At 62.8% G+C, this 24872-nt stretch carries 24 protein-coding genes; 17 read left to right on the forward strand and 7 right to left on the reverse strand.

Annotated elements, in window-relative coordinates; genetic code table 11:
- Window positions 1–3 precede the first annotated feature (3 nt).
- The 4 genes from AC1RQ5_RS05775 to AC1RQ5_RS05790 all read left to right on the forward strand — a co-directional run bounded on the left by AC1RQ5_RS05775 (window position 4) and on the right by AC1RQ5_RS05790 (window position 3673).
- Window positions 4–1905: a propionyl-CoA synthetase gene (locus AC1RQ5_RS05775; RefSeq protein ID WP_493197575.1), complete on the forward strand. Its 1902-nt coding sequence runs from the start codon at window positions 4–6 to the stop codon at window positions 1903–1905.
- 153 nt (window positions 1906–2058) lie between these two features.
- Window positions 2059–2325: a hypothetical protein gene (locus AC1RQ5_RS05780; protein ID WP_398475112.1), complete on the forward strand. Its 267-nt coding sequence runs from the start codon at window positions 2059–2061 to the stop codon at window positions 2323–2325.
- Window positions 2326–2653: 328 nt separating this feature from the next.
- The gene (locus AC1RQ5_RS05785; RefSeq protein WP_493203322.1) at window positions 2654–3325 is read left to right on the forward strand and encodes an OmpW/AlkL family protein; all 672 of its coding nucleotides are present in this window, start codon (window positions 2654–2656) and stop codon (window positions 3323–3325) included.
- Window positions 3326–3454: 129 nt separating this feature from the next.
- The gene (locus AC1RQ5_RS05790) at window positions 3455–3673 is read left to right on the forward strand and encodes an alkylphosphonate utilization protein (RefSeq protein WP_299806192.1); all 219 of its coding nucleotides are present in this window, start codon (window positions 3455–3457) and stop codon (window positions 3671–3673) included.
- A gap of 278 nt (window positions 3674–3951) precedes the next feature.
- Here AC1RQ5_RS05790 and AC1RQ5_RS05795 read toward each other — a convergent pair whose 3' ends face one another.
- A complete protein-coding gene (locus AC1RQ5_RS05795; protein WP_398475105.1) occupies window positions 3952–4650 on the reverse strand; it encodes a DUF1013 domain-containing protein in 699 nt (232 codons plus the stop codon).
- Between the two features lie 259 nt (window positions 4651–4909).
- Between AC1RQ5_RS05795 and ispH the strand changes: the two genes are divergently transcribed.
- Genes ispH through rnhA form a run of 3 tightly spaced genes read left to right on the forward strand, consistent with a single transcriptional unit; the run spans window position 4910 to window position 7303 of the window.
- Window positions 4910–5872, forward strand: coding sequence for a 4-hydroxy-3-methylbut-2-enyl diphosphate reductase (gene ispH / locus AC1RQ5_RS05800; RefSeq protein WP_398475103.1), 963 nt, complete (start codon window positions 4910–4912; stop codon window positions 5870–5872).
- 4 nt (window positions 5873–5876) lie between these two features.
- Window positions 5877–6857 carry a homoserine kinase gene (locus AC1RQ5_RS05805; RefSeq protein WP_493197578.1) on the forward strand — a complete coding sequence of 327 codons (981 nt, stop codon included), beginning with the start codon at window positions 5877–5879 and terminating at the stop codon, window positions 6855–6857.
- Window positions 6854–7303 (forward strand): ribonuclease HI, encoded by a 450-nt coding sequence (gene rnhA / locus AC1RQ5_RS05810; protein ID WP_398475099.1) that lies wholly within the window; start codon window positions 6854–6856, stop codon window positions 7301–7303. The genes AC1RQ5_RS05805 and rnhA overlap by 4 nt, the downstream gene beginning before the upstream one ends.
- Before the next feature lie 178 nt (window positions 7304–7481).
- Here rnhA and AC1RQ5_RS05815 read toward each other — a convergent pair whose 3' ends face one another.
- The 6 genes from AC1RQ5_RS05815 to AC1RQ5_RS05840 form a co-directional block, all read right to left on the reverse strand.
- Window positions 7482–7967 carry a peroxiredoxin gene (locus AC1RQ5_RS05815; RefSeq protein ID WP_211910427.1) on the reverse strand — a complete coding sequence of 162 codons (486 nt, stop codon included), beginning with the start codon at window positions 7965–7967 and terminating at the stop codon, window positions 7482–7484.
- A gap of 216 nt (window positions 7968–8183) precedes the next feature.
- Window positions 8184–8723 carry a DUF924 family protein gene (locus AC1RQ5_RS05820; RefSeq protein WP_493203324.1) on the reverse strand — a complete coding sequence of 180 codons (540 nt, stop codon included), beginning with the start codon at window positions 8721–8723 and terminating at the stop codon, window positions 8184–8186.
- Between the two features lie 104 nt (window positions 8724–8827).
- The gene (locus AC1RQ5_RS05825) at window positions 8828–10516 is read right to left on the reverse strand and encodes a long-chain fatty acid--CoA ligase (RefSeq protein ID WP_493197581.1); all 1689 of its coding nucleotides are present in this window, start codon (window positions 10514–10516) and stop codon (window positions 8828–8830) included.
- A 289-nt stretch (window positions 10517–10805) separates the two neighbouring features.
- On the reverse strand, window positions 10806–12260 hold the full coding sequence (locus tag AC1RQ5_RS05830) for a D-alanyl-D-alanine carboxypeptidase family protein (RefSeq protein ID WP_493203326.1): 1455 nt from the start codon (window positions 12258–12260) through the stop codon (window positions 10806–10808).
- Between the two features lie 310 nt (window positions 12261–12570).
- Window positions 12571–14337 carry a glucan ABC transporter ATP-binding protein/ permease gene (locus AC1RQ5_RS05835; RefSeq protein ID WP_493197583.1) on the reverse strand — a complete coding sequence of 589 codons (1767 nt, stop codon included), beginning with the start codon at window positions 14335–14337 and terminating at the stop codon, window positions 12571–12573.
- Window positions 14338–14500: 163 nt separating this feature from the next.
- Entirely contained in the window at window positions 14501–15553 is a 1053-nt protein-coding gene (locus tag AC1RQ5_RS05840) for an ABC transporter substrate-binding protein (RefSeq protein WP_398475087.1), read from the reverse strand.
- A 236-nt stretch (window positions 15554–15789) separates the two neighbouring features.
- Here AC1RQ5_RS05840 and AC1RQ5_RS05845 point away from each other — a divergent pair, with 236 nt between their 5' ends.
- From AC1RQ5_RS05845 to AC1RQ5_RS05890, 10 genes are all read left to right on the forward strand, one after another.
- Window positions 15790–16212, forward strand: a complete 423-nt coding sequence (locus AC1RQ5_RS05845; protein ID WP_493197585.1) for a hypothetical protein — start codon at window positions 15790–15792, stop codon at window positions 16210–16212.
- A 95-nt stretch (window positions 16213–16307) separates the two neighbouring features.
- A complete protein-coding gene (gene hisE / locus AC1RQ5_RS05850; RefSeq protein WP_493197587.1) occupies window positions 16308–16697 on the forward strand; it encodes a phosphoribosyl-ATP diphosphatase in 390 nt (129 codons plus the stop codon).
- A gap of 78 nt (window positions 16698–16775) precedes the next feature.
- Entirely contained in the window at window positions 16776–17357 is a 582-nt protein-coding gene (locus tag AC1RQ5_RS05855; protein WP_493197589.1) for a YqaA family protein, read from the forward strand.
- 54 nt (window positions 17358–17411) lie between these two features.
- Window positions 17412–17972: a hypothetical protein gene (locus AC1RQ5_RS05860; protein ID WP_493197590.1), complete on the forward strand. Its 561-nt coding sequence runs from the start codon at window positions 17412–17414 to the stop codon at window positions 17970–17972.
- 151 nt (window positions 17973–18123) lie between these two features.
- A complete protein-coding gene (locus AC1RQ5_RS05865; RefSeq protein ID WP_493197591.1) occupies window positions 18124–19092 on the forward strand; it encodes an NAD(P)H-dependent flavin oxidoreductase in 969 nt (322 codons plus the stop codon).
- A 109-nt stretch (window positions 19093–19201) separates the two neighbouring features.
- Window positions 19202–19975, forward strand: a complete 774-nt coding sequence (locus AC1RQ5_RS05870; RefSeq protein ID WP_398475075.1) for a thioesterase family protein — start codon at window positions 19202–19204, stop codon at window positions 19973–19975.
- 93 nt (window positions 19976–20068) lie between these two features.
- Complete coding sequence (locus tag AC1RQ5_RS05875) at window positions 20069–21550, forward strand: ATPase domain-containing protein (RefSeq protein WP_398475073.1); 1482 nt, start codon at window positions 20069–20071, stop codon at window positions 21548–21550.
- Window positions 21547–23604 carry a hybrid sensor histidine kinase/response regulator gene (locus tag AC1RQ5_RS05880; RefSeq protein ID WP_493197594.1) on the forward strand — a complete coding sequence of 686 codons (2058 nt, stop codon included), beginning with the start codon at window positions 21547–21549 and terminating at the stop codon, window positions 23602–23604. The genes AC1RQ5_RS05875 and AC1RQ5_RS05880 overlap by 4 nt, the downstream gene beginning before the upstream one ends.
- A gap of 187 nt (window positions 23605–23791) precedes the next feature.
- Window positions 23792–24061: a hypothetical protein gene (locus AC1RQ5_RS05885; RefSeq protein WP_398475069.1), complete on the forward strand. Its 270-nt coding sequence runs from the start codon at window positions 23792–23794 to the stop codon at window positions 24059–24061.
- A gap of 116 nt (window positions 24062–24177) precedes the next feature.
- The gene (locus AC1RQ5_RS05890; protein ID WP_493197596.1) at window positions 24178–24840 is read left to right on the forward strand and encodes a hypothetical protein; all 663 of its coding nucleotides are present in this window, start codon (window positions 24178–24180) and stop codon (window positions 24838–24840) included.
- Window positions 24841–24872: the final 32 nt, after the last annotated feature.

A 24872-nucleotide genomic window follows, 5' to 3' on the forward strand; every position in this document is an offset into this window, starting at 1 on the left:
GCCATGACGACCAGCCGCTATCACGAGGTGCACGCCCAGTCGCTGTCCGATCCGGAGCGCTTCTGGGGCGAGGCCGCCCAGGCGATCGACTGGATCAAGCCGGCGGATAAGGTGTTTGACCCCACGCAGGGCCTCTATGGCCGCTGGTTCGCCGGTGGCGTGCTGAACACCTGCTATAATGCCCTGGATCGCCACATCCCGGACCGCGCCGATCAGGTCGCGCTGATCCACGATTCGCCGCTGACCGGCGAGATCCGCAAATTCACCTATGCCGAGTTGCTGCACGAGACCCAGGTGCTCGGTGCGATCCTGCAGGAGCACGGTGTCGGCAAGGGCGATCGCGTCATTCTCTATATGCCGATGGTGCCGGAAGCCGTGGTCGCCATGCTGGCCTGCGCGCGCATCGGCGCGGTGCATTCGGTGGTGTTCGGCGGCTTTGCGGCCAAGGAACTCGCGACACGCATCGACGATGCGCGGCCAAAACTGATCCTCTCGGCGAGCTGCGGCATCGAGCCCGGTCGCATCGTGCAGTACAAGCCGCTGCTCGATGAAGCGATTGCGCTCTCCAGCGCGAAGCCGGGCGGCTGCATCATCCTGCAGCGGCCGCAGCAGCGCTGCGATCTTGTCGCGGGTCGCGATCACGATTGGACGGAGCTGCGCGAGAAGGCGATCGCTGCGAAAAAATCGGCCGATTGCGTGCCGGTGCAGGCCACCGATCCGCTCTATATCCTCTACACGTCAGGTACGACCGGGAAACCGAAAGGCGTCGTGCGCGACAATGGCGGACATGCGGTCGCACTCGCCTGGTCGATGCAGAATCTCTACGGCGTGAAACCCGGCGAGGTCTGGTGGTGCGGCTCCGATATCGGCTGGGTGGTCGGCCACAGCTACATCATCTATGCGCCTCTGTTTCATGGCGCGACCTCGATCATTTATGAGGGCAAGCCGGTGGGCACGCCCGATGCCGGTGCGTTCTGGCGTGTCATCTCCGAGCACAAGGCCGTCGCCTTCTTCACGGCGCCGACCGCCTTCCGCGCCATCCGCAAGGACGATCCCGACGGCGCTTTCATCCGCAAATACGATCTGTCGCATTTCCGCACGCTGTTCCTCGCCGGCGAACGCGCCGATCCGCCGACGGTGGACTGGGCCGAGAAGCAGCTGAAAGTGCCGGTGATCGATCACTGGTGGCAGACCGAGACCGGCTGGTGCATCGCCGGCAATCCGGTCGGCCTGGGTCAGCTGCCGGTCAAGCACGGCTCGCCGACGGTGCCGATGCCCGGCTACAAGATCGAGGTGGTGGATGAAGCCGCAAAGCCGGTGCCTGCGGGCACCATGGGCTCCATCGTCATCAAGCTGCCGATGCCGCCGGCCTGTTTGCCCACGCTGTGGGAGCAGGATGCGCGCTGCAAGGAAGCCTATTTCAACGAATTCCCCGGCTACTACAAAACCTCGGATGCCGGTTATCTCGATGAGGACGGCTATGTCTATGTGATGGGCCGCACCGACGACATCATCAATGTCGCGGGGCATCGGCTTTCCACCGGCGGCATGGAAGAGATTCTCGCCTCGCATCCCGACGTTGCCGAATGCGCGGTGCTGGGCATCAAGGACAACATCAAGGGCGAGGTGCCCTGTGGTTTCCTGGTGCTGAAGGCCGGCGTCGATCGCTCCAATGCCGAGATCGAAAAGGAAGTCGTGGCCCTGGTGCGCGACAAGCTCGGCCCCGTCGCCGCCTTCAAGCTCGCCATCGCGGTGACGCGTCTGCCGAAGACGCGGTCCGGAAAAATCCTGCGCGGCACCATCAAGAAGATCGCAGATGGCGAGACCTGGACCATGCCGGCGACCATCGAGGATCCCAAGGCGCTGGACGAGATCGGCGTAGCGCTCGCTGGTAGGATGGGTTGAGCGAAGCGATACCCATCGCCCCGAATGCCTGAGCGTGCGGTAATGGGTATCACTCCGGCGCTTCGCGCCTCCGCTCAACCCATCCTACGGCCCCACCTTACAATCCCCGCATTTCGCGCTAAACAGGCGCCACATTGCCGACAGGATTTTTGCATGCGCCTCGCTCCGACATCCCTCATCGCCCTGACGCTCGCCGCAACCCTGCTTGGCGCCTGCGCGCGACGCTCCGATGTGCCGATGTCGAGCATGGGCGATGATGACGATGCGGTCTGCCGCGCCAATGGCGTCGCCGTTGGCTCGCCGGAATATTCGGCCTGCCGCAAGGATCGCGACGTCCAGCGCAGCAACGCCATCGCCCGCGCCGATCGCAAGCAGCGCGATCTCGGCGAATACATGCTGAACAATCCGAACCGGCCGTGACGCTCTCCCCCTCATCCTGAGGAGCGGCCGCAGGCCGCGTCTCGAAGGATGGCATCGAGCTCCGACAGCTCATGGTTCGAGACGGCGCCGAAGAGGCGCCTCCTCACCATGAGGGCGGAGTAGGGCAACTGCTCCTTGATATCCCTCAATTCCGTGTGTCCCTCCTGCAACGCCTCCGCGCGCAGTCGCTGAGCTGCGCCGTTGCTTTGAGCGACATCAACGTCTGCATCAGCCAGGTGTCGTCTTTCGCGTAGACCGACGGTGGGATCATTCACCCGAGTCAATTCGAAAGTTGGGGCGCTCTGCCATGAAGACGATCTGGACCACGATGTCGCTGCTGCTGGCGGCGACGGCCATCACCGGCATTTCCACAGCCAGCCACGCAGCCGATCTGGCCGCCGTGAAGCCGATCTACAAGGCGCCGGTGGTGGAAGCCTGGAATCCCTGGATGATCCGCCTGCGCGTGCTCGGCGTGATCCCGGAAAATGGCGGTCACGTCAATCAGGTCGCCGGCTCCAGCCTGAAGACCTCGGATCAGGTCATCCCCGAGCTCGACATCACCTATTTCTTCACCAAGAATCTCGCCGCCGAAATCATCCTTGGCGTCACCAAGCACAGCGTGTCAGGCTCCGATGCACTGGCCGGCGTCGATGTGGGCAAGTCCTGGCTGCTGCCGCCGACCCTCACCTTCCAGTATCACTTCACCGAACTCGGCACGTTCAAGCCCTATATCGGCGCCGGTGTGAACTACACCTGGTTCTTCAGCCAGTCGGCTGCCGGCGGCACGGTGATCGAGAGCCACCTGAAGGATTCGGCAGCGCCCGTCCTGCAATTCGGCTTCGACTACATGATCGACAAGCACTGGGGCTGGAACGTCGACGTCAAGAAGCTGTGGCTGCGCCCGAACTGGGAAGGCACGCTGGCTAACGGCACGCCCATCACCGGCCAGGTCAAGCTCGATCCATGGCTGATCGGCACCGGCATCACCTACAAGTTCTGATTTTTCGTTCTCTGTGTGACTGAAGGGCCGACGCAAGTCGGCCCTTCGTTTTGTGGCTGACATGGTTGCTTTCCGCGCCCGCATCCTGTTGGGTCGCCGCCAATACTATCGCACCATCAGGAAGAGATTATGGATATCAAGGTCAGGGATTCGAACGGCGCGCTGCTCGCGGAAGGCGACACCGTCACGCTCATCAAGGACCTCAAGCTGAAAGGCTCGTCCACGGTGCTGAAGCGCGGCACGGTGATCAAGAACATTCACTTGACGGACAACGAAGACGAAATCGAAGGCCGCACCGACAAGGTGAAGGGCCTGGTGCTGCGCGTGGAGTTTTTGAAGAAGGCGTGAGAAGCGCGTCTTTTCCCTCCCCCAAGCCGCGAAGCGGCGCAGCGGGGAGGGTGGCGCGAGCGAAGCGAGTGACGGGTGGGGTGCCCCACGTGAGGTTCTTTGTGGTGAGAGACCCCACCCGTCTCGAAGCTCGCTGAACGCTCGCATCGATCCACCCTCCCCGCTGCGCTGCTTTGCGGCTTGGGGGAGGGATAAGAAAGCGCTGCGCCGACAATCATCCAACAAAAAACGCGGCGAGTTTCCCCGCCGCGTTCTGCATTCCCAGCAATCGCTTGCACTTATTCTTCGTCGTCCGCGCGCTTGCCGCCGCCGATGCCCTTCAGCTTGGCGAACACGGCATCCACATTGAGGTCGTCGTCGCCGCGTTCGGCGCCTTCGTACTCTTCCTTGCGGGTGGTTTCCGAGGCCGGCAGCAGCGTGGCGCCGCCATAGGCCTGCTGGTCCAGCGGCTTTTCCTTGGCCGCGCGCTGCACTTCGAAGTCGAGTTCGATCTGCGAGCACAGGCCGAGGGTCACCGGATCCATCGGGGTCAGGGTCTGCGCGTTCCAGTGGGTGCGGTCGCGGATCGAGGCGATCGTCGTCTTGGTGGTGCCGACAAGGCGCATGATCTGGGCGTCCTTGAGTTCCGGATGGTTGCGGACCAGCCACAGGATGGCGCTCGGGCGCTCGTGGCGGCGCGACACCGGGGTATAGCGCGGGCCCTTCTTCTTGGCGGCCGGCGGCAGCACCACCTTGCTCTCTTCGAGCTTCAGGCGGTAATTCGCGTCGCCTTCGCCGCGCTCGATCTCGTCGCGGGTCAGCTGGCCGTTCGAAATCGGATCCATGCCCTTGATGCCCTGGGCGGCGTCGCCATCGGCAATGGCGCGGACTTCGAGCACATGCATCTTGGTGAAATCGGCGACCTGTTCGAAGGTCAGCGCGGTGTTGTCCACCAGCCACACGGCCGTCGCCTTTGGCATCAGCGGGGCATTGCTCATGGCAAATCTCCTTTGCGCTTCGCCCACCTCTTTGGGAGGCGAAGCCGTCTGGTCATCGGTGATGACGGGGAATTAGCCTTCTATATAAGCTGCGCCGGGCCGACCGCGCAATGGCGGACGTTTCGGCCTTGACAGCGCCGTAAACCGGCCCCAAGTCCTTATGCAGACAAGCTCTTTGGCTGATTTTCGTCAATTTGACTGCGCGCGCCTGTTTTCAGGCGCCCAATTCTCCAAATCAAGGCACATGGATCGCCCCGATATGACCAAACCGGCCCTGAAAATCGTTCTTTGCTCGCCGCGCGGCTTCTGCGCCGGTGTGGTGCGGGCAATCGATACGGTGGAACGCGCATTGGCCATCCATGGTGCGCCGGTCTATGTCCGCCACGAGATCGTGCATAACAAATATGTCGTGGACAGCCTGAAGACCAAGGGCGCCATTTTCGTCGAGGAACTCGCCGAGATTCCGGACAATACTACCGCTCCAGTCGTGTTCTCCGCCCATGGCGTGCCGAAGTCGGTTCCCGAGGATGCCCGCCAGCGCAATTTCTTCTCGCTCGATGCGACCTGCCCGCTGGTGACCAAGGTGCACCGCGAGGCCGCCATCCACTTCAAGCGCGGCCGCGAGATCCTGCTGATCGGTCATTCGCATCACCCGGAGGTGGTCGGCACCGTCGGCCAGCTGCCGCCGGGCGCTGTCGAGCTGATCGAGACCGCCGAGGATGCCCAGACCTTCCAGCCGAAGAATCCGGACAATCTGGCTTTCGTCACCCAGACCACGCTGTCGATCGACGACACCGCCGAAATCGTGGCCGTGCTCAAGGAGCGCTTCCCGAACATCAACGGCCCGCACAAGGAAGACATCTGCTACGCCACCACCAACCGCCAGCTCGCGGTGAAGAAGGTGGCGCCGGTGGTGGACGCCCTGATCGTGGTCGGCGCGCCGAACTCGTCGAATTCCCAGCGGCTGCGCGAAGTCGCCGAACGCGAAGGCTGCCGCGTGTCGGTGCTGGCGCAGCGCGCCAGCGATCTCGACTGGAGCATGTTCGAAGGCATCACCAGCCTCGGCATCACCGCGGGCGCTTCGGCGCCGGAAGTGATCGTCGAGGAAATCATGGACGCCTTCGCGCAGCGCTACACGCTGAATGTGGAGACGGTGTCGGCTGCCGAGGAGAACGAGTTCTTCCCGCTGCCGCGCTCGCTGCGTCCCGAAGCCGCCGCTTGATGCGATGGCGGTTTACACCGACGTCGCCAATGACGATCTCGCAGACTTCCTGAAGCAATACGACATCGGCGACCTGCTCTCCTACAAGGGCATCGCCGAAGGCGTCGAGAATTCCAACTACCTGCTGCACACCTCGAAGGGCGCGTATATCCTCACGCTCTATGAGAAGCGCGTGGCGCTGGACGACCTGCCGTATTTCCTCGGCCTGATGGCGCATCTGTGCGCGCGCGGCGTCAACTGCCCGCAACCGCAGGAGACCCATGATGGCGCGGTGTATTCATCGCTGGCGGGCCGTCCAGCCGCGATCATCAACTTCCTCGAAGGCATGTGGCCGCGCCGGCCGACGGCGGTGCATTGCGCCGGTGTCGGCGATGCGCTGGCCCGCATGCATGTGGCGGGGGCTGATTTCCCGCTCAGGCGCGCGAATAATCTCTCGGTGGAAGGCTGGCGGCATCTGCTCGATCTCGCAGCCCCACGCGCCGATACGGTGCAGCCGGGTCTGCGCGCCTTTCTCGAGACCGAGCTTGCCGATCTCGCCGCGCAGTGGCCGAGCGATCTGCCGGACGGCGTGATCCATGCCGACCTGTTTCCGGACAATGTCTTCTTCCTCGGCGACAATCTGTCGGGCCTGATCGACTTCCCGTTCTCCTGCAACGACATGCTGGCTTACGACGTGGCGATCTGCCTGAACGCCTGGTGCTTCGAGCCGGACCTGTCCTTCAATGCCACCAAGGCCCGCGCATTGCTGAATGCCTATAACAAGGTGCGCCCGCTCACGGATGCCGAGCAGGCGGCCTTCCCGCTGCTCGCGCGCGGCTCGGCGATCCGCTTCCTGCTGACGCGGCTGGTGGATTTCCTCAACGTGCCGGAAGGCGCCTTCGTGAAGCCGAAGGATCCGCTGGAATATGTCCGCAAGCTGCGTTTTCATCAGGCGGTGAAGAGCATGGCCGATTACGGCCTTGAGACTGCGGGACAGCCTGCGTGAGCACACAGCCGGTTACGATCTATACGGACGGCGCCTGTTCAGGAAATCCCGGCCCCGGCGGCTGGGGCGCGATCCTGCGTTTCGGCGATGCGGAGAAAGAGCTGAAGGGCGGCGAGGCGCATACGACCAATAATCGGATGGAGCTGATGGCGGCCATTTCCGCGCTGGAAGCGCTGAAGAAACCTTGCAGCGTCGATCTCCACACCGACAGCCAGTATCTGCGCAACGGCATCATGAGCTGGATTCACGGCTGGAAGCGCAATGGCTGGAAGACCGCCGACAAGAAGCCGGTGAAGAATGTCGATCTCTGGCAGCGGCTGGATGCAGCGCTGCATACGCATGAGATCCGCTGGCACTGGGTCAAGGGCCATGCCGGCCATGCCGAGAACGAACGCGCGGATCAACTGGCGCGGGATGGCCTGGCGGAAGCTCGGACGAAGAAGTGAGTTTGGGGCGCTCACGCGCCCGTTACTCCGATCATCACCGGCACTCTAACTGTCATCGCCCGCGAAAGCGGGCGATCCAGTAAACGCAATCGTCACAGATTATCACTGCCGCCGGTGTCTACTGGGTCACCCGGTCAAGCCGGGTGACGACAGTCAATGCGTTGCTGTGAACCTCAGCTTACAGCTGCCCCAGCAGCGTATCGCCGCCCGAGACTTCGACCTTGCCCGGTGCCGGCTCGAGATTGAGCTTGGTCACCTTGCCGTCTTCCACCAGCATCGAATAGCGCTTGGAGCGGATGCCGAGGCCGTTGCCGGAAGCGTCGAGGTCGAGGCCGATGGCCTTGGCGAATTCGGCATTGCCGTCGGCCAGGAACACGGCTTCGTCGCGGAGATCCGTGTCCTTCTTCCAGGCATTCATCACGAACGCATCGTTCACCGAGGTGATGGCGATGGTGTCGACGCCCTTGCCCTTGATGGCATAGGCATTGAGGAAGATGCTTGGCAGATGCATCTTGTGGCAGGTGCCGGTATAGGCGCCGGGCACCGCGAACAGCGCCACTTTCTTGCCCTTGAAGATGTCGTCGGTGGATTTCACCACCGGACCTTCCTCGGTCATCACGCGAAACTTGGTCTCGGGCAGCTTGTCGCCGACTTGAATGCTCATGGTCGTTGTCTCCGGATGTGGAGAGGGATGTTTAGACCGGGCGGATGACGCGGGCAATATGAGGGCGCTGCTCAACCATACTCCGCCCTCATCCTGAGGAGCCGCGCAGCGGCGTCTCGAAGGATGGCGGCAGCCTCCGCGCCAGGCCATTCATGGTTCGAGACGGCGCTACGCGCCTCCTCACCATGAGGGCTGAGTTTGGTGGCCGCCCGCCAATTACCCCTTGAACCCGCCCGCATCGAGAAACGCCTCCTCCTCGGCCGTCGTTTTGCGCCCGAGCACCGCATTCCGATGCGGGAAACGCCCGAACCTGCGGATGATGTCCGCATGGATATCCGCGAATTTCAGATTGTCGGCCTCGCCGCTGGCCCGGAAGAGGGCGCAGCAATGCTCCTGGTCGGCGAGGTCCTCCGAATGCATCAGCGGCATATAGACGAACTGGCGCAGCAAGGGATCGACGCGATCGCCGACGCCGCGCGCGATGGCACGCTTGGCCAGGGCACAGGCCGCCGCATCGGTGGCGAAGGCGCGGGGATCGTTGCGGAAGAGATTGCGGGGGAACTGGTCGAGCACGATGATCAGCGCCAGCGTGCCGTTGTCGCTGTCTTCCCAGGAGGCGAGCGCACCATCGCGGGCGGCTTCATAGGTGGCAAGGAAGCGCGTCCTGATCTCGGCGTCGAAGGCGTCGTTTTTCGTGTACCAGCGGTCCCAGCCGGCGTCGGTCCAGAAGGTGATGATGTCGGCGGGAGAGGTCATGCAAAACTCGAAGCGTAGGATGGGTTGAGCGTCTTCGCGATACCCATCACCGCCTGCGCGAGGGGTGATGGGTATCGCTTCGCTCAACCCATCCTACAATCTTGTCAAGCCGCAGCCTCCTGCTTCTTCTCGTCGCGGAGTTCGCGGCGCAGGATCTTGCCGACATTGGTCTTGGGCAGCGCGTCGCGGAATTCGATCTGCTTCGGCACCTTGTAGTTGGTGAGCTGCGTGCCGCAGAACTTGATGAGCTCCTCGGCGGTCAGCTTCGGATCCTTCTTCACCACGAAGGCCTTCACGGCTTCGGTGGTCTTCGCATCCGCCACGCCGATGACGGCACATTCCATCACGCCGGGATGGCTGGCGATCACGTCCTCGACCTCGTTCGGATAGACGTTGAAGCCGGAGACCAGCACCATGTCCTTCTTGCGGTCGATGATCTTGGTAAAGCCATCGGCATCCATGATGCCGATATCGCCGGTGCGGAAATAGCCGTCGGCGGTCATCACCTTGGCGGTCTCGTCCGGCCTGTTCCAGTAGCCGATCATCACCTGCGGGCCCTTGGCGCAGATCTCGCCGGGTTCGCCGAGCGGCACGGCGTTGCCGTCATCGTCGCGGATCGAGATATAGGTCGAGGACACCGGCAGGCCGATGGTGCCGGTGAACTGGTCGATGTCGGCGGGGTTGCAGGTCAGCGTCGGTGAGGTCTCGGAGAGACCATAGCCTTCGGCCACCAGGCAGCCGGTCATCTTCTGCCACTTCTCGGCCACCGCGCGCTGTACGGCCATGCCGCCGCCGTTGGAGATCTTCAGCTTGGAGAAATCCACTTCGTCGAAGCCCGGTGAATTCAGCAGGCCGTTATAGAGCGTGTTGACGGCCGGGAAGCTGTTGACCTGATACTTCTTCAATTCCTTGATGAAGCCCGGCATGTCGCGCGGATTGGGGATCAGGAGGTTGACACCGCCGGCGCGCACCGCGAGCAGGAAGCAGGCCGTCAGCGCGAAGATATGATAGAGCGGCAGCGCGCAAACGATGAAGAGCTGGTCCACATGCGGCGGCTTGCGGATCGCCGGCTGCAGCCAGGCGTCGTTCTGCAGCATGTTGGCGATGATGTTGCGATGGAGCAGCGTTGCACCCTTGGAGACGCCGGTGGTGCCGCCGGTATATTGCAGGAAGGCGACATCGTCCGGGCCCAGCGTCGGCTTGCTCAGCTTCATGCTGCGGCCGGCCGAGACCGCATCGTTGAAAGCGACCGCGCCGGGCAGGCTGAAAGCCGGCACCATCTTCTTGACGCGGCGGACCACCAGATTCACGATCATGCCCTTGAAGCCGAGCATGTCGCCCATGCTGGCGACGATCACATGCTTGACCTGGGTCTTCGCGATCACCTGCTGCACGACGGAGGCAAAATTCTCCAGCACGATAATGGCTTCAGCGCCGCTGTCCTTCAGCTGGTGCTCGAGCTCGCGCGGCGTATAGAGCGGGTTCACATTGACGGCGGCATAGCCGGCGCGCAGCACGGCGCAGGTGGCCACCGGATAGTTCAAGACATTGGGCATCATCAGCGCGACGCGGGCGCCCTTGGGCATGCCCTTGCTCTGCAGATAGGCGCCGAGCGCCACCGAATGCTCGTCGAGCTCACCATAGGTGATCGACTTGTCCATGCAGATGAAAGCCTTGCGGTCGCGGAATTTCGCAAAGCTTTCTTCCAGCAGCGCCACCAGCGACGGATATTGCGCGGTGTCGATATCGGCAGGCACGCCGGCCGGATAGTGCTTGAGCCAGATGCGCTCCATGACATTCCCCCTCGAACATTTGTTGGTTGCGCGAAGTATTGAGCAGATCACGCAGCCAAGGCAAGTCGCGTTGCAGCACGGATGCGCAAGGCATCGCGCGCCGGGGGATCAACGCACGGGAGTGGTTAAAGTTAGTGCTACGAAAGTATCGAATTCGCCCCATGCTGATCCTCATCCCGAGGAGCCGCGCAGCGGCGTCTCGAAGGATGGCTGCGGACGCAGGAGCTTCACTAGCTCATGGTTCGAGACGGCGCTGCGCGCCTCCTCACCATGAGGGACGGTGTGTGCCTCAGCTGCGCGGTGTTGTCGCAGCGGGCTTGGCTTCGCCGGTGGTGGCGGGCTTCGGTGCTGGCTTGGCCGCGGCCGGCTTCGGCTTGGCGGGGGCAGTTGCCGCAGCTGAGGCCGGCTTGGCTGCGGGCTTCGCAGCCGGCTTTGGCGCAGCTGCATCAGGCTTGGCTGCCGCCTGCTTCGGTGCAGCCGGCTTCGCCGCAGGTTTTGCAGCGGCTGCAGCCGTCGGCTTGGCGTCCTTCTCGGCCGCGGCATCCGGCTTCTTGGCCGCAGTCTTGGTGCCCTTCTTCGGCTTGGCCTTCGGGGTCTGCTTGGCTTCTTCCACCGCATTGGCGGCGATCAGGTCGGCGCCGGTTTTCTTCGGTCCGGTATAGACGATGACCGGCTCGGCTGGCGCCGCCGCGGCGGACACCATGTCTTCGGGGCGCAGCGTCGGCGGCTGCAGGCCGCCAGCGAAGAACGACAGCGCGGCGGAGCTCGAGGCTTCGCTGCTCGCCACGGCATCCTCGTCGCTGATCGGGCCCTGGCGCTTGCGCTTCGGGCCGCACATCTCGTCGCGCAGGTTCGGCGGCGCGGCATCGATCGGCGCCATGGCATCGACGGTTCCGAGCGCAGGCTTCAGCCAGGTCAGGCCGCCATTGCTGGTGCCGAAGCCGGCTTCCAGCAGTTGGGCTGCCTTCACGGCGCGGGCATGGCCCGACGTCGAGCCGAGCACGACGGCGATCAGGCGCTTGTTGCCGCGGGTGGCGGAGGCCACGAGATTATAGCCGGAGGCGCAGATGAAGCCGGTCTTGAAACCGTCGGCACCGGGATAACGGCCGATCAGCTTGTTGAAATTCGGCGTGACGCGGCGGCCGAACTTCATCGCCGGGATATGCATGAAGTATTCGTATTCCGGCAGGTCGCGGATCACGGCACGGGCGAGGATCACGAGGTCGCGCGCCGAGGTCACCTGTTCGTCGGCGGGCAGGCCGTTCGGATTGACGTAGTGGGTCTGCGTCATGCCGAGGCGCTGGGCATTGGAATTCATCATGCCGGAGAAGCCGTCGATAGAGCCGCCGACGCCTTCGGCCAGCACGACGGCCATGTCATTGGCCGACTTCACCATCATCATGGTGAGCGCATTCTCGACGGTCACCTGCGTGCCGGCCTTGAAGCCCATCTTGGAAGGGGACTCGGCGGCAGCGACCGGCGACACGGTGAGTACGGAGTCGAGACGAAGACGTCCCTCCTTCACGGCCTTCAGCGTCACATAGGCGGTCATGATCTTGGTGACGGATGCGGGATGCCACGGATAGGTGGCGTTCTCGGCCTGCAGCACCTTGCCGCTGTCGACTTCCACCACCAGCGTCGCTTCGGCGCTCGCCGTGCGCGGCGTTGCGATGGGCGCGGCAAGTACCACCGCGAGGGCGAGACATTTAAACGCGCGGGGCGCTGCGAAGGAAAACTGCACTATCCGGTTCCGGTCCTTGGCGGCCGCCTGCCGTGCCAGAGCACCGCGCGCAGCAAGTTTTGGAGGTGAGGGACGTTCGACAATCAGTTGGCCGTCACGCAGTGATGACAGCAAACCTATACCGGCCAGACGCATCAGAACAGTGGCGAGGAGGTTAAATCCGTGAGGAAGTGGGCCAAATTGGGGAGCGCACTCCTGTCGTCACCCGGCCGTGCGCGCAATTGCGCGCTAGGACCGGGTGACCCAGTAAACACCGCCGTCTGTGTCTACTGGGTCGCCCGGTCAAGCCGGGCGACGACAATCGTTGCGCCTATTACAGCCCCGCATCGGCTTTCGCCTGCTCCTGCACCATGAACTGCGCCTTCGCCAGCGAGGCAAAATATCCGTCCTGCGCCACCAGTTCATCGAAAGTTCCCGCTTCGGTCACGCGGCCGTTCTCGAATACCAGAATGCGCGTGGCATTGCGGATGGTCGACAGCCGATGCGCGATCACGAAGGTGGTGCGGCCCTTCATCACTTCATCGAGAGCGAGATTGAGTTTCGCCTCGGTCACCGCATCCAGCGCCGATGTCGCCTCGTCCAGGATCAGGATAGGCGGGTCCTTCAGCAATGCCCGCGCGATCGAGAGCCGCTGGCGTTCGCCGCCGGACAGCATGCGGCCGCGTTCGCCGGCATTGGTGTCAAAGCCGTTGTCGCTGCGGGTGATGAAGTCCAGCGCCTGGGCGCGTTCGGCGGCGATCCGCAGTTCCTCGTCGGTGGCATCCGGCTTGCCGACGCGCAGGTTCTCCGCGATCGAGCGGTTGAACAGCAGCGCTTCCTGAAACACCACGCCTATGTTCCGGCGCAGGCCTGAGAGCGTCAGCGCCCGCACATCCATGCCATCAATGCTGATGATGCCGGATTGCGGATCAAAGGCGCGATGCAGCAGCGCAATCGCCGTCGACTTGCCGGCGCCGGTGGAGCCGACCAGCGCGATGGTCTGGCCGGGGAGGGCGGTGAAGGAGAGATCGGCGATCGCCGGTCGCTTGCCGTCATAGGAGAACGACACATCCTTGAATTCGACCAGCCCCTGCAGGCGACCGGGATCCATGGCATCGATGCGGTCGCGCACGGCAGGCACGGCGTCGAGCACATTCATGAATTCGCGCAGGCGCGGCGCTTCCATGAACACGCTGTTGATGAAGGCCACCACCTGTTCGAGGCGCTGGATCAGCATGGTCGCGAAGGACACGAACATCACGATCTCGCCGACGGTGGTGAGGCCCTGCTGATGCAGCGCGATGCCGACGGTGAAAATCGCCAGCACGGTGATCGTCGTTGACGCACGCGTCATCACCGAGACGATGGCCCACCATGACAGCACGGGCATCTGGGCGGCGAGGAGCTGGCTGGAGACACCGCGCAGGCTCGAGACCTCCGCTTCGATGCGGGTAAAACTTTGCACCAAAGCGACATTGCTTAACGAATCCGAGGCACGGGCGGAGAGGTCGCCATAATGCTCCTCGACCTCGGTCTGCATGCCCGATGTCTTGCGCACCACCAATGTGGTGAGGATGGTGAACACCACGCATAGGATCATCAGCAGCGCAGCCAGCCGCCAGTTTAGATAGACCGACAACGGCAGCAGCACCACGAGCGAGACGATCGATGCAAAATGCTCGCGGAAGAAGCTGAGCCAGACGCGCCATAGCGCGTCGGTGCCGGCCAGCATCACTTTCATCAGGCGGCCGGAATGGGTGCCGGTGTGGAAGGTGAGCGGCAGTTGCATGATGTGTTCGAAATAATCGGTCAGCACCGCCTGGCGCTGCCGATGCGCGAGCCGATCGGCATGCAGTGCGACGATGGCGCCGCAGAGAATGGTGAACAGGCCAAAGCCGACCCAGGCGGCAAGCAGCGGCCATGGGGAGTTCTGCGCCGAGGCGGGCTCCGAGCTCTTGGTCAGCACATCGATGATGCGGCCGAACAATACAGGTTCTGCAAATTGCGCGCAGGCCAGCAGCAGATTGGCGACGGCCAGAAACCAGGCCAGGCGTTTTTCCTTGCCGAGCAGGTCCAGCACGCGGATGTAGATTTTGATCATGGAGGTCCAGTAGGATGGGTATCGCTGCGCTCAACCCATCTTACGGCTTTGTCATCACCCGCGAAAGCGGGTGATCCAGTAAACACCGTCGTGCGTGATTATCGCAGGCGACAATGTTTACTGGATCGCCCGGTCAAGCCGGGCGATGACAAGCAGCGCCTGTTCAATCGACCTTGCGCCCGTCCGCATCCGGCAGAAACGCCGTATCGAACACATCCGCCGCCGTCGGCCGCTTGCGGAACGTAAAATCTTCCGCAATTGCACTCAGCGAGGCGTCGAAACGCGCGGCATCGATGCCGCCGAGGCCGTCGCGCTTCACGTCGTCGGTGAGGATGTTGTCGCCAATGGCGATCTTCAGCCGAAGCAGTTCGAGCTCGCGCGTGCCGCCATCCATCTGGGTCATCACCGCGTCGATCGCCCTGTCTGGCTCGCGGATCGTCTGTCGCGTGCCTTCGGTGATGGCGCGGACGAAGCGCTTCACCACATCCGGTCGTGCTGCCGCGAATTTCGGATTGACGATCACCGCGAGGCCGTAAGCGGCGCAGCCGAATTCGGCGAAGCGAAACACCGCGAGATCATCGGCCGGCACGCCGCGGTCGCGCAGGTTGACGGCGGAGAGATAGGAGAAGCCGGTCACGGCGTCGACCTGGCCGGCGGAGAGCATCGGCTCGCGCACCGCGGGGCTTATCTTCTCCTGCTTCACCGCCGACAGCTTGATGCCATTTCTCTTGGCCAGCGACGGCCACAGCCGGATCGTCAGATCGCCTTCGGCAACACCGAGCGTGCGACCTTCCAGGCTGCCGAGCGAAATCACGCCGCGGCTTTTGCGCGCGACCACGGCATAGGGCGCGCGGTTGAGCAGCACGAAGGCAGCCTTGATCGGCAGCGCATCGGGATCGGCGCGATAGCGGATCAGCGCATTGAAATCGGCAACCGCGATGTCGGTGGTGCCGGCAGCGACGCGCGTGATCGTGTCCTTGGAGCCGGTTGCGACCTGGAGTGCGACATTGAGATTCTCGGCGCGATAGAGGCCTCGCGTCGCGGCCAGCACGAAGGGCGCGGCGATCGCGTCAACGGGGCGATCCAGCGTGAACTGGATGGTCGCATTGGGGGCTTCTTCAGCCGCATGCAGGAAAGGTGCGTGAAAAGCCGTAACGCCGAGCGCACCTATCCCCTGAATGAGAGTCCGGCGGGAGATGGGCACTGATCTGGGCATCGGCATATCGAACTAACAATACGGAAGGGCAGTTCATCCACCCGGTATGTTCGCTTGAAGGCACCAGGCTGCGACATCTTGCGCCTCTAAAAGACGCTTCACAACCTGAATGGGAGATGAGCGCCTTTATTTGGACACTGGTCGTTCAGCTCCCGTTGGGGTTGGGGAACTCAATATGCCCAGCGTGGTTGATGATGCAGCGGCCCAAGGGGCCAGAGACCACGGAGGTCATTCAGATGCTCGCACGTCGTTCACTCAAGACTACCGGTCGCACCATCGCACTCGCGGCCGCTGCTGCCATGACGATTTCAGCTGTCGCGCCGACCGGCGCATTCGCGGCACCGGCGAATAATACGCCGGCCAAGGCCACCACCCATCACGGCTCCAGCGATGCGACCGAGTTCAGTTCGCGTCGTCGTCACTATCGCGGCGGCGGCAATGCTGCCGGCCTCGCGGCTTTCGGCGCCGTCGTCGGTACCATTGGTGCGATCGCGGCGGCCAATAGCGGCCCGCGCTACTATGACAGCTACGGCTATGGTGGCGGCCCCGTCTATTATAGCAGCCCCGGCTATGGTTACGGCGGCGGCTATTATGGCGGCCCGTATCGCGGCTATGGCGGCGGTCACGGCTACGACAATTCGCGCCGCATGACCTGGTAAAACGGTCGCATCCCGAACTCATAATCGCCGGTCGCCTTACGCGGCCGGCGATTTGCGTTAACTCAACTGTTGCAGCTTTTCGCTAGTTTAGTTGCATGAGTGATTCGCTCGACCGGCTTTATCAGTCTGTCCTCGCGGCCAGGGATCTCGACCCTGCGACATCGCGTACGGCAAAGCTGTTTCAGCAGGGACGGGAGAAGATCGCGAAGAAGCTGGCCGAGGAGGCTGTCGAAGTCGTGATCGACGCCGTGGCTGGCCGGCCGGATGCGGTGATCCGCGAAAGTGCCGATCTCCTCTACAATCTGACCGTTCTCTGGGCTGCTGCTGGTGTGCGTCCTGAACAGGTCTGGTTCGAAATGACCCGCCGTGAGCGTATGATGGGCATCGCCGAGAAATTGCCGAAGCCGCCCAAAGCGGCAAAATCGCGCAGCGGCAGCCGGCGACCGATTGACGCGCTGGAAGATCGCATCCGCAAACTCGGCTGATCGCGCGCGGGTTCCTGTCGCAGGGCCGTCATCAATCAAGCATGGACAAATCGTCGTCGGGGTGGTTCATCGCGGACCATGCTCAGACGTATGTATGATTGGTGCATCGACGCCGCTCACAAGCCCTATGCCCTCTGGATTCTGGGCATCGTGTCGTTCGCGGAAAGTTCGTTCTTTCCGGTGCCGCCCGATGTGATGCTGATCCCGATGGCACTGGCGCGGCCGAACAAGGCCTGGCTCTATGCCGGCATCTGCACGATCACGTCTGTGGCCGGTGGTGTGGTCGGATATCTGATCGGTCATCTGCTCTATGACAGCGTCGGCCAGTGGGTGATCCAGTTCTACGGCTATGGCGACAAGGTCGAAGCCTTCCGCGCTGGTTACGCCGAATATGGCGCCTGGATCATTCTGCTGAAGGGCCTGACCCCGATCCCCTACAAGCTGGTGACGATCACCTCGGGCTTCGCCAATTACAACATCTGGATGTTCATCGGCCTGTCGATCATCGCCCGCGGTGCGCGCTTCTACGTGGTCGCGATCCTGATGAATCGCTACGGCGTCTGGATCCGCGAAACCATCGAGAAGCGCCTCGGCCTCTGGGTCGGCCTCGCGGTCGGTCTCGTCGTGCTCGGCTTCATCGTCGCTTTCCGCTTGTTCTAATCCGCGATGGACTTCCCCCGGCAAGGGTGCCGGGGTACGTTTCCGGACATGTCCATGCCTGCGAATCCGCTGCGGTCCGATTTGCGCGTCGCCATCGTGGCGATGACGCTGGTTTTGCTACCGGCTTCGGCCTGGTCGCAAGCCATGCAGCAGCAGACCTTGCCGCAGCAGAAATCCATCGTCATCCAGGTCGCGCCGGCCCCGGCAACCCAGGCGCCGCCACCTCCGGCAGCCCTCTCGCCGGCCCCGATGGCCCAGCAGGCCCCGCCGCCTGCACCGGTGGAGCGGGAAAACCCCGGTCTTTTCAACGAGATCAACAAGCTCTTCAAAGATACGCCGTCGCTGGTCCCGTCCTGGTCGCTGCCCTCGCTCGGGACCAACAACCTCAATACGGTGGTGAAAGGCCGCGTGGTCTGTCCGCTGGCCGCCAATGGCGCGCCGGATTGCAAGGCGGCCTCCGACAAGCTCTGCCAGAGCAAGGGCTATAAAGAAGGCAAGAGCCTCGATACCGACGCTGCGCAGACCTGTTCGCCGAAAGCGATGATCCCCGGCCGGCAGCCAGAGCCGGGCGATTGCCGGACCGATAATTACGTCACTCAGGCCATGTGCCAGTAGGCTTATTCCGCCACATGGTGCCGCAAGTCTGCCTCCGTGTTGCCTCAACAGATTTGCCTTGTCGGCGTCCTTTCTGGCATGTTTGCGCTGCATCACCGGCCCCGTTTTGCGGGCCGTTTTCATAAGAAACGTGTTCGAGGAATTCTCCCCAATGTCCATGCCGGCTTTGTTCAAGAACCGCCTGTCGCTGCCCGTGATCGGCTCCCCGCTGTTCATCATTTCGGGGCCCGATCTCGTGATCGCGCAGTGCAAGGCCGGCATCGTCGGCTCGTTTCCCGCGCTGAATGCGCGCCCGGCAGCGCTGCTCGACGAATGGCTGCACCGGATCAAGGAAGAACTCGCCGCCCACGACAAGGCAAATCCGGATCGCCCGTCGGCGCCGTTCGCGGTCAATCAGATCGTCCACAAGTCCAACAACCGCCTCGATCAGGATCTGGCGCTGTGCGAGAAGCACAAGGTGCCGATGATCATCACATCGCTCGGCGCGCGTGAAGAGCTGAACCAGGCGGCCCATGGCTGGGGCGGCATCGTGTTTCACGACGTCATCAACCAGCGCTTCGCGCACAAGGCCATCGAGAAGGGGGCCGATGGCCTCATCCTCGTCGCTGCCGGCGCAGGCGGACATGCCGGCGAACTCTCGCCGCTCGCTTTCGTTGCCGAAACGCGCGCGTGGTTCGATGGCCCGATCGCGCTTTCGGGCGCCATCGGCAATGGCCGTGCCGTCAAGGCGGCGCGCGTGCTGGGGGCCGACTTCGCCTATATCGGCTCGGCCTTCATCGCCACCGAAGAAGCCAATGCGGTGCAGGGCTACAAGGACATGATCGCGGGCTCGGCTGCGGAAGACATCGTCTATTCCAACCTCTTTACCGGCGTGCATGGCAACTATCTGAAGCCGTCCATCGTCGCCGCCGGCATGGACCCGGACAATCTGCCGGTCTCCGACCCCTCCGCGATGAATTTCGGCACGGATGCGTCGGGTGAGCGCGCGAAGCCGAAGGCCTGGAAGGAAATCTGGGGCAGCGGCCAGGGCATCGGCAGCGTCAAGAAGGTCGTGCCGGTGGCCGAGCTCGTGGCGCGCCTGAAGAAGGAATATGACGAAGCGATCGATCCGGCACTGTGAGCCTGGGGCTTGTAGGGTGGGCAAAGCGCAGCGTGCCCACCATCGCGCGCTGATCATTTGATGGTGGGCACGGCGCAAGGGCGCCTTTGCCCACCCTGCGGGAAATCCCATGGACGCCATCTACCGTATTGACGGCAATCACGTCATCTCCAGCCCACATGCCGCCGGCCCGTGGAATCCGCATATGCAGCACGGCTCGGCGCCATCGGCGCTGGTGACGTGGCTCGCGGAGCAGTTGCCGACGTCATCGCCGATGGCGGTGTCGCGCGTCACCATCGACCTGATGCGGCCGGTCCCGGTGGCACCGCTCACTTACGAGATCGAGGTGCTGCGCGAGGGTCGCAAGATCCAGCTCGTCGGCATCCGCCTGCTGTCGAACGGCACCGTGGTCACCAATGCGACGGTGCTCAAGGTGCGCGTGGACGAACAGCCTCTGCCGGCTGATATCCAGGACGCACCGCTCACGGTGCCGCTCCCGGACGCACCTGGCCTGTCAGAGCCGAAAGACCACAGCAGCGCCTTCGTCTCCGGGATGAGCATCCGCGCCGTCCATGGCGGCTTCCTCAAGCTCGGGCCGGGCGCGATCTGGTATCGCGCCAACCGGGCGATCGTCGAGGGACAGCCGATCTCGCAGGCCATGCGCGCGGTCATCGCGTCGGATTTCAGCAATGGCTCGTCCTCGGTACTCAGCTTCAAGGACTGGATGTTCATGAATGCCGATCTCACGGTGTCGCTGGCGCGACAGCCGGTCGGCGACTGGATCCTGCTGGATTCCGAAAGCTGGATCGGTCCGGACGGCAGCGGCCTGGCTGCGTCCAAGCTGGCCGATAAAAATGGCTACTTCGGTAGGGCGGTACAGACGCTCGTGATCGAACGCCGTTAGGGTGACGCAACCTGCTTGCGTGTTACAGTCGCGCAATTGGAACCCGGCTGATCCAGCCGGGTTATTATTCGTTGCGCTGACGTATGGGTAATCATGATGGTTGATAGGGCGAAAACCGGCATCTGGGGATTGGACGACATCCTCAGCGGTGGTCTTTCCAAAGGACACATATTCCTGCTGGAAGGCGCTCCCGGTACCGGTAAGACCACCGTGGCGCTGCAATTTTTGCTTGAAGGCGCGCGGAACGGCGAAAAGGGGCTCTACATCACCCTGTCCGAGACCGAAGAGGAATTGCGCGATGGCGCTGCCTCCCATGGCTGGGATATCGACGGCAAGATCGACGTGTTCGAATTGCTGCCGCCGGAAAGCCTGCTCGATGAAGAGCAGCAGCAAAGCCTTCTATATTCATCTGATCTCGAGCTTGGCGAAACCACCCGGCAAATCTTCGACGCCGTGGAGCGCCTGAAGCCTGCACGGCTTGTGCTCGACAGTCTGTCGGAAATCCGACTCCTGGCACAGAGTTCGCTGCGCTATCGACGCCAGATCCTGGCCATCAAACATTACTTTGCGCGCTATGCCACGACTGTGATGTTGCTGGACGACCTGACGGCTGAAGTCGCCGACAAAACCGTTCACAGCGTTGCCCATGGTGTGTTTCGGTTGGAAGAACTCGCGCCGGACTATGGCGCCGAACGCCGCCGGGTGCGTGTGATCAAATATCGCGGTTCGAAATTTCGCGGCGGCTTCCACGATGCGACGATTACGCATGGCGGCTTGAACGTCTTTCCGCGACTTGTTGCATCCGAGCATAAAATCGGGCTCGTGCGCGTCACGCAATCGACGGGAAATCATGAACTCGACTCTCTGCTCGGTGGCGGTATCGAGAACGGATCGAGTACACTCGTGCTTGGCCCGGCCGGCACAGGCAAGTCGTTGCTGACCATCGTCAATATGCTGGAGGCGATCAAGCGCGGCGGGAAGGCGGCTTTCTTTGCCTTCGACGAAGAGCTTGGCCTGTTGTTCAATCGCATGCTGAAAATGGGCATCGATCTCGCGGCGCTGCAGAAAAGCGGGCAGCTCATCATCGAGCAGGTCGATGCGGCCGAACTGTCGCCAGGCGAATTTGCGCATCGTGTGCGCAGGCAGGTCGATGAGAAGGATATCAAGACGGTCGTGATCGACAGCCTCAACGGCTACCAGGCGGCCATGCCGCACGAGAACTCGCTGGTTCTCCATATCCATGAGCTTCTGCAATATCTGAACCGCCGCGGCGCATCGACCTTTGTGACGGTCGCGCAGCATGGTCTGGTCGGCGACATGAAGGCGCCGGTTGATGTCACTTATCTCGCCGATACCGTCATCCTGCTGCGCTACTTCGAGGCATTCGGCTCCGTGCGTCGCGCCATTTCCATTATCAAGAAGCGCACCGGCTCGCATGAAGCGACCATTCGCGAATATCGGATCGATAATCGTGGGCTCACCATCGGAGAGCCGTTGACGTCATTCCATGGGGTGCTGCGCGGCGTGCCGAGTTATTCCGGCAATACGCTGATGATGGAAGAAGAGAAGTCGTGAAGCCCGGCCGTTCATCCGAACGAGCGGTCATTCTGGCGCCAAATGGAAGAGACGCGACCGTTGCGGAAGCTCTAATCCGCGAGGCCGGCTATTTCGCGACGGTGTGTGCTGACTTTGCCCAGCTCGTCAGTGAGGTTGAGTCCGGTGCGGGCATCGCCGTCATTGCCGATGAAGCGATCAAGAGCGTCAATCTGCGCGACCTCGATCGCTGGCTGCACAATCAGCCGGTCTGGTCCGACTTTCCGATCGTGCTGCTGACGCGGCAGGGCGGAGGGCCCGAGCGCAATCCGGATGCGGCCCGGCTGCGCCAGGTGTTCGGTAATGTCACTTTTCTCGAACGACCGTTTCATCCGACCACGCTGATCAGCCTGGTCGGCTCTGCCGTGCGCGGGCGTCGTCGCCAGTACCAGACGCGCGAAATCCTTGAAGATCTGAGCGACAGCCAGGCGCAGTTGCAGACCGCACTCGATGCGGGGCGCCTCGGCACGCTTGAACTTCATTTGCCCGAATTGCGCCTCGAAGTCTCGGAGACCACCAAAGCCTGCTTTGGCAGGCAGCCGCATGACAGTTTCACATTCGCCGAGTTGCAGGCCTCCATCCATCCGGAAGATCGCGCGCAGCGTCAGCGCGCACTCGACGCAACGCTGACGGATGGTGTCGATTACAATGTCGAATATCGCTGCGTCTGGGCCGATGGATCGGTACATTGGGTGGAGACGCGGGCGCGCATCGTGCGCGGGCCGGATGGTCGGCCGAAAACGCTGGTTGGCGTGTCCGTGGACATCACCACCCGCAAGACCGCGGATATCGAGCGTGACAAGCTCTTCAATCAGCTCACCTTCGAGCGCGCCGCACTGGCCGAACTGACCGCGACGCTGGAACAGCGCGTCGAGGAACGCACTGTCGAGCTGGTGAAGGAATCCGCAGCACGCGAACGTGCGCAGGAACAGCTGCGCCAGGCGCAGAAGATGGAGACCATCGGCCAGCTCACCGGCGGCGTGGCCCATGACTTCAACAATCTGCTGATGGCTGTGATGGGCAATCTCGAATTGCTGCGCAAGCGAATGCCGGATGATCCGCGCCTGAAGCGTCTGGTGGATGGGGCCATGCAAGGCGCCGAACGCGGCGCTTCGCTGACGCAACGCCTGCTCGCTTTCGCGCGCCAGCAGGATCTGCGTGCAGAAGCTGTTGATCTCGGTACGCTGGTGCGTGGCATGAGCGATCTGCTCGACCGTTCGCTTGGGCCGCGCATTGCGCTTGAATTCGATATTCCGGAAGGCCTGCCGCCCGCGCGGATCGACGCCAATCAGCTCGAACTGGCGATCCTCAATCTCGTCATCAATGCACGTGATGCGATGGAAGATGGCGGCGCCATCGCCATCAAGCTCGCCAGCCACTCCATCAAGCGCGGTGTCGGCGCCTTGAAAGCGGGTGACTATCTCAAGGTCTCGATCATCGACAATGGCGAAGGCATGTCGCCGGAGACGTTGAAAAAGGCCATCGAGCCATTCTTCTCGACCAAGCCGGTCGGCAAGGGCACCGGGCTCGGCCTGTCGATGGTGCACGGCCTCGCCGAGCAACTCGGCGGCACGCTCGAACTCACCAGCAAGGTCGGGCAGGGCACCACGGCCACGCTGATCGTGCCGGCCACGACGGCCGCGCCTGTCATCACCGAGGAAGTCGAGCCGGAACGGCAGGAAGCACGGTCGGCCGTGATCCTGTTCGTCGACGACGATCCGCTGATCGCCATGTCCACGGCAGAAATGCTGGAGGATCTCGGGCACAAGGTCATTCCCGCCAATTCCGGCCGCGATGCGCTGGACATCCTGCGCAGCGCGCAGCCGATCGACCTGATGATGACCGATCACATGATGCCGGGCATGACCGGGATCGAACTCGCGGCGCAATCGCGTGAAGTGCGACCGATGCTGCCGATCCTGCTGGCGACCGGCTATGCCGATCTGCCAGAAGGCGCCCATCTCGATCTGCCGCGGCTGGCGAAGCCCTATCATCAGGACCAGTTGCGAGATCGGCTGGAGCAATTGCTGGGCTGATCGGGAGCAAGGACGGATTGTGCATAGTCAGCTTCGCACAATCCCCGTCGGCATATCCTGACTATGCCAGCCCGGTGTCTGCTCCCTCCGGGAATCGTTAATCGCAATTGCAGCAGATTAACGTTCCGCTAACTGGCGTTAACGCACCATTGGGAGCAGCTGATTCGACCCAATTGCGGGACCGACCATGAATAGCGATATCCGTTTGCCCCGGACTCCGTCCACGCTCGACGACATTCGCGCCCGCGTCGCCACGGCTTTCAGCCGCAGTTTTCTCTGCCGCGGCGTCCAGTTCGACGTGATCTCGACGCCACGCCTCGGCCAGGGTGCCAACTGGACCATCAGCATGCAGCAGGTGGGGCCGGATGCGCTGTGGGAAGCTTCCGAGATCGTGTCCGATATTCAGGACGCCTATTACCTCCTGGACAAATACAGCATTCTGTCACACGCCGCCTGAACCGGTGGTCGGCCGTCTTCGGGCGGTATGGTTAGGCCTTAATTAATCTCCATTTGTGAGGAGGATGGCCACGGGGGCTGGCACACGCCTCCGGGACATCGCGAACGGAGACTGGCTTGACGCGCACGCTGACCTTTCTGGTCCTGGGCTGCCTGTTGCTGACCGGCGTCGCCGTGGCCAGCATTCTGGGCCGCGACAGCGTGCCGGTGTTGTCGTCATCCGATGTCGCGCAGAGCACGGTGCCGGTATCACGCGGGCCCGTCGCCAATCGCGAGGGCAAGAAGGATCGGCTGCCCGCTGCGATGATGGCATCGCTGGCGCCCGCCGACGCGGGGCCGGCCGCGGACCAGTTGCGCCAGGCCTTCGCCACCGAAGGAACGGTCGACCTGCCGCAGAATGCGACCACCTTGCCGCCGATCGTGGTGCCGCAGCCGAATCCACGGGCCAAGGCGGCTGCAGCCAAGAATGCCGGCCACAAGAACTACACGCTGCTCAGCGATGCGCAGATTGCAGCGATCAAGGGCCGTCTTAACCTGACGGCGTCGCAGGAGCCGCATTGGCCGGATATCGAGATCGCGCTGCGGGCCATCGCCCGGAAGATGCATGACAGCAAGCCTGCCGCCGGCAATGCGCCGCCGATCGACCCGGACAGCACCGAAGTTCAGCAGTTGAAGGCTGCCGCAATGCCGTTGCTGTTCAAGCTGCGTGAAGACCAGAAGCGCGAAGTGCGTGCGCTGGCCCGGATCATCGGGCTGGAAAAGGTCGCGGCGGCCATCTAGGCGCTACCAAATTACCAATTACATGTGCGCTT

The sequence above is a fragment of the Tardiphaga sp. GW821-FHT12E02 genome, from assembly GCF_058807155.1.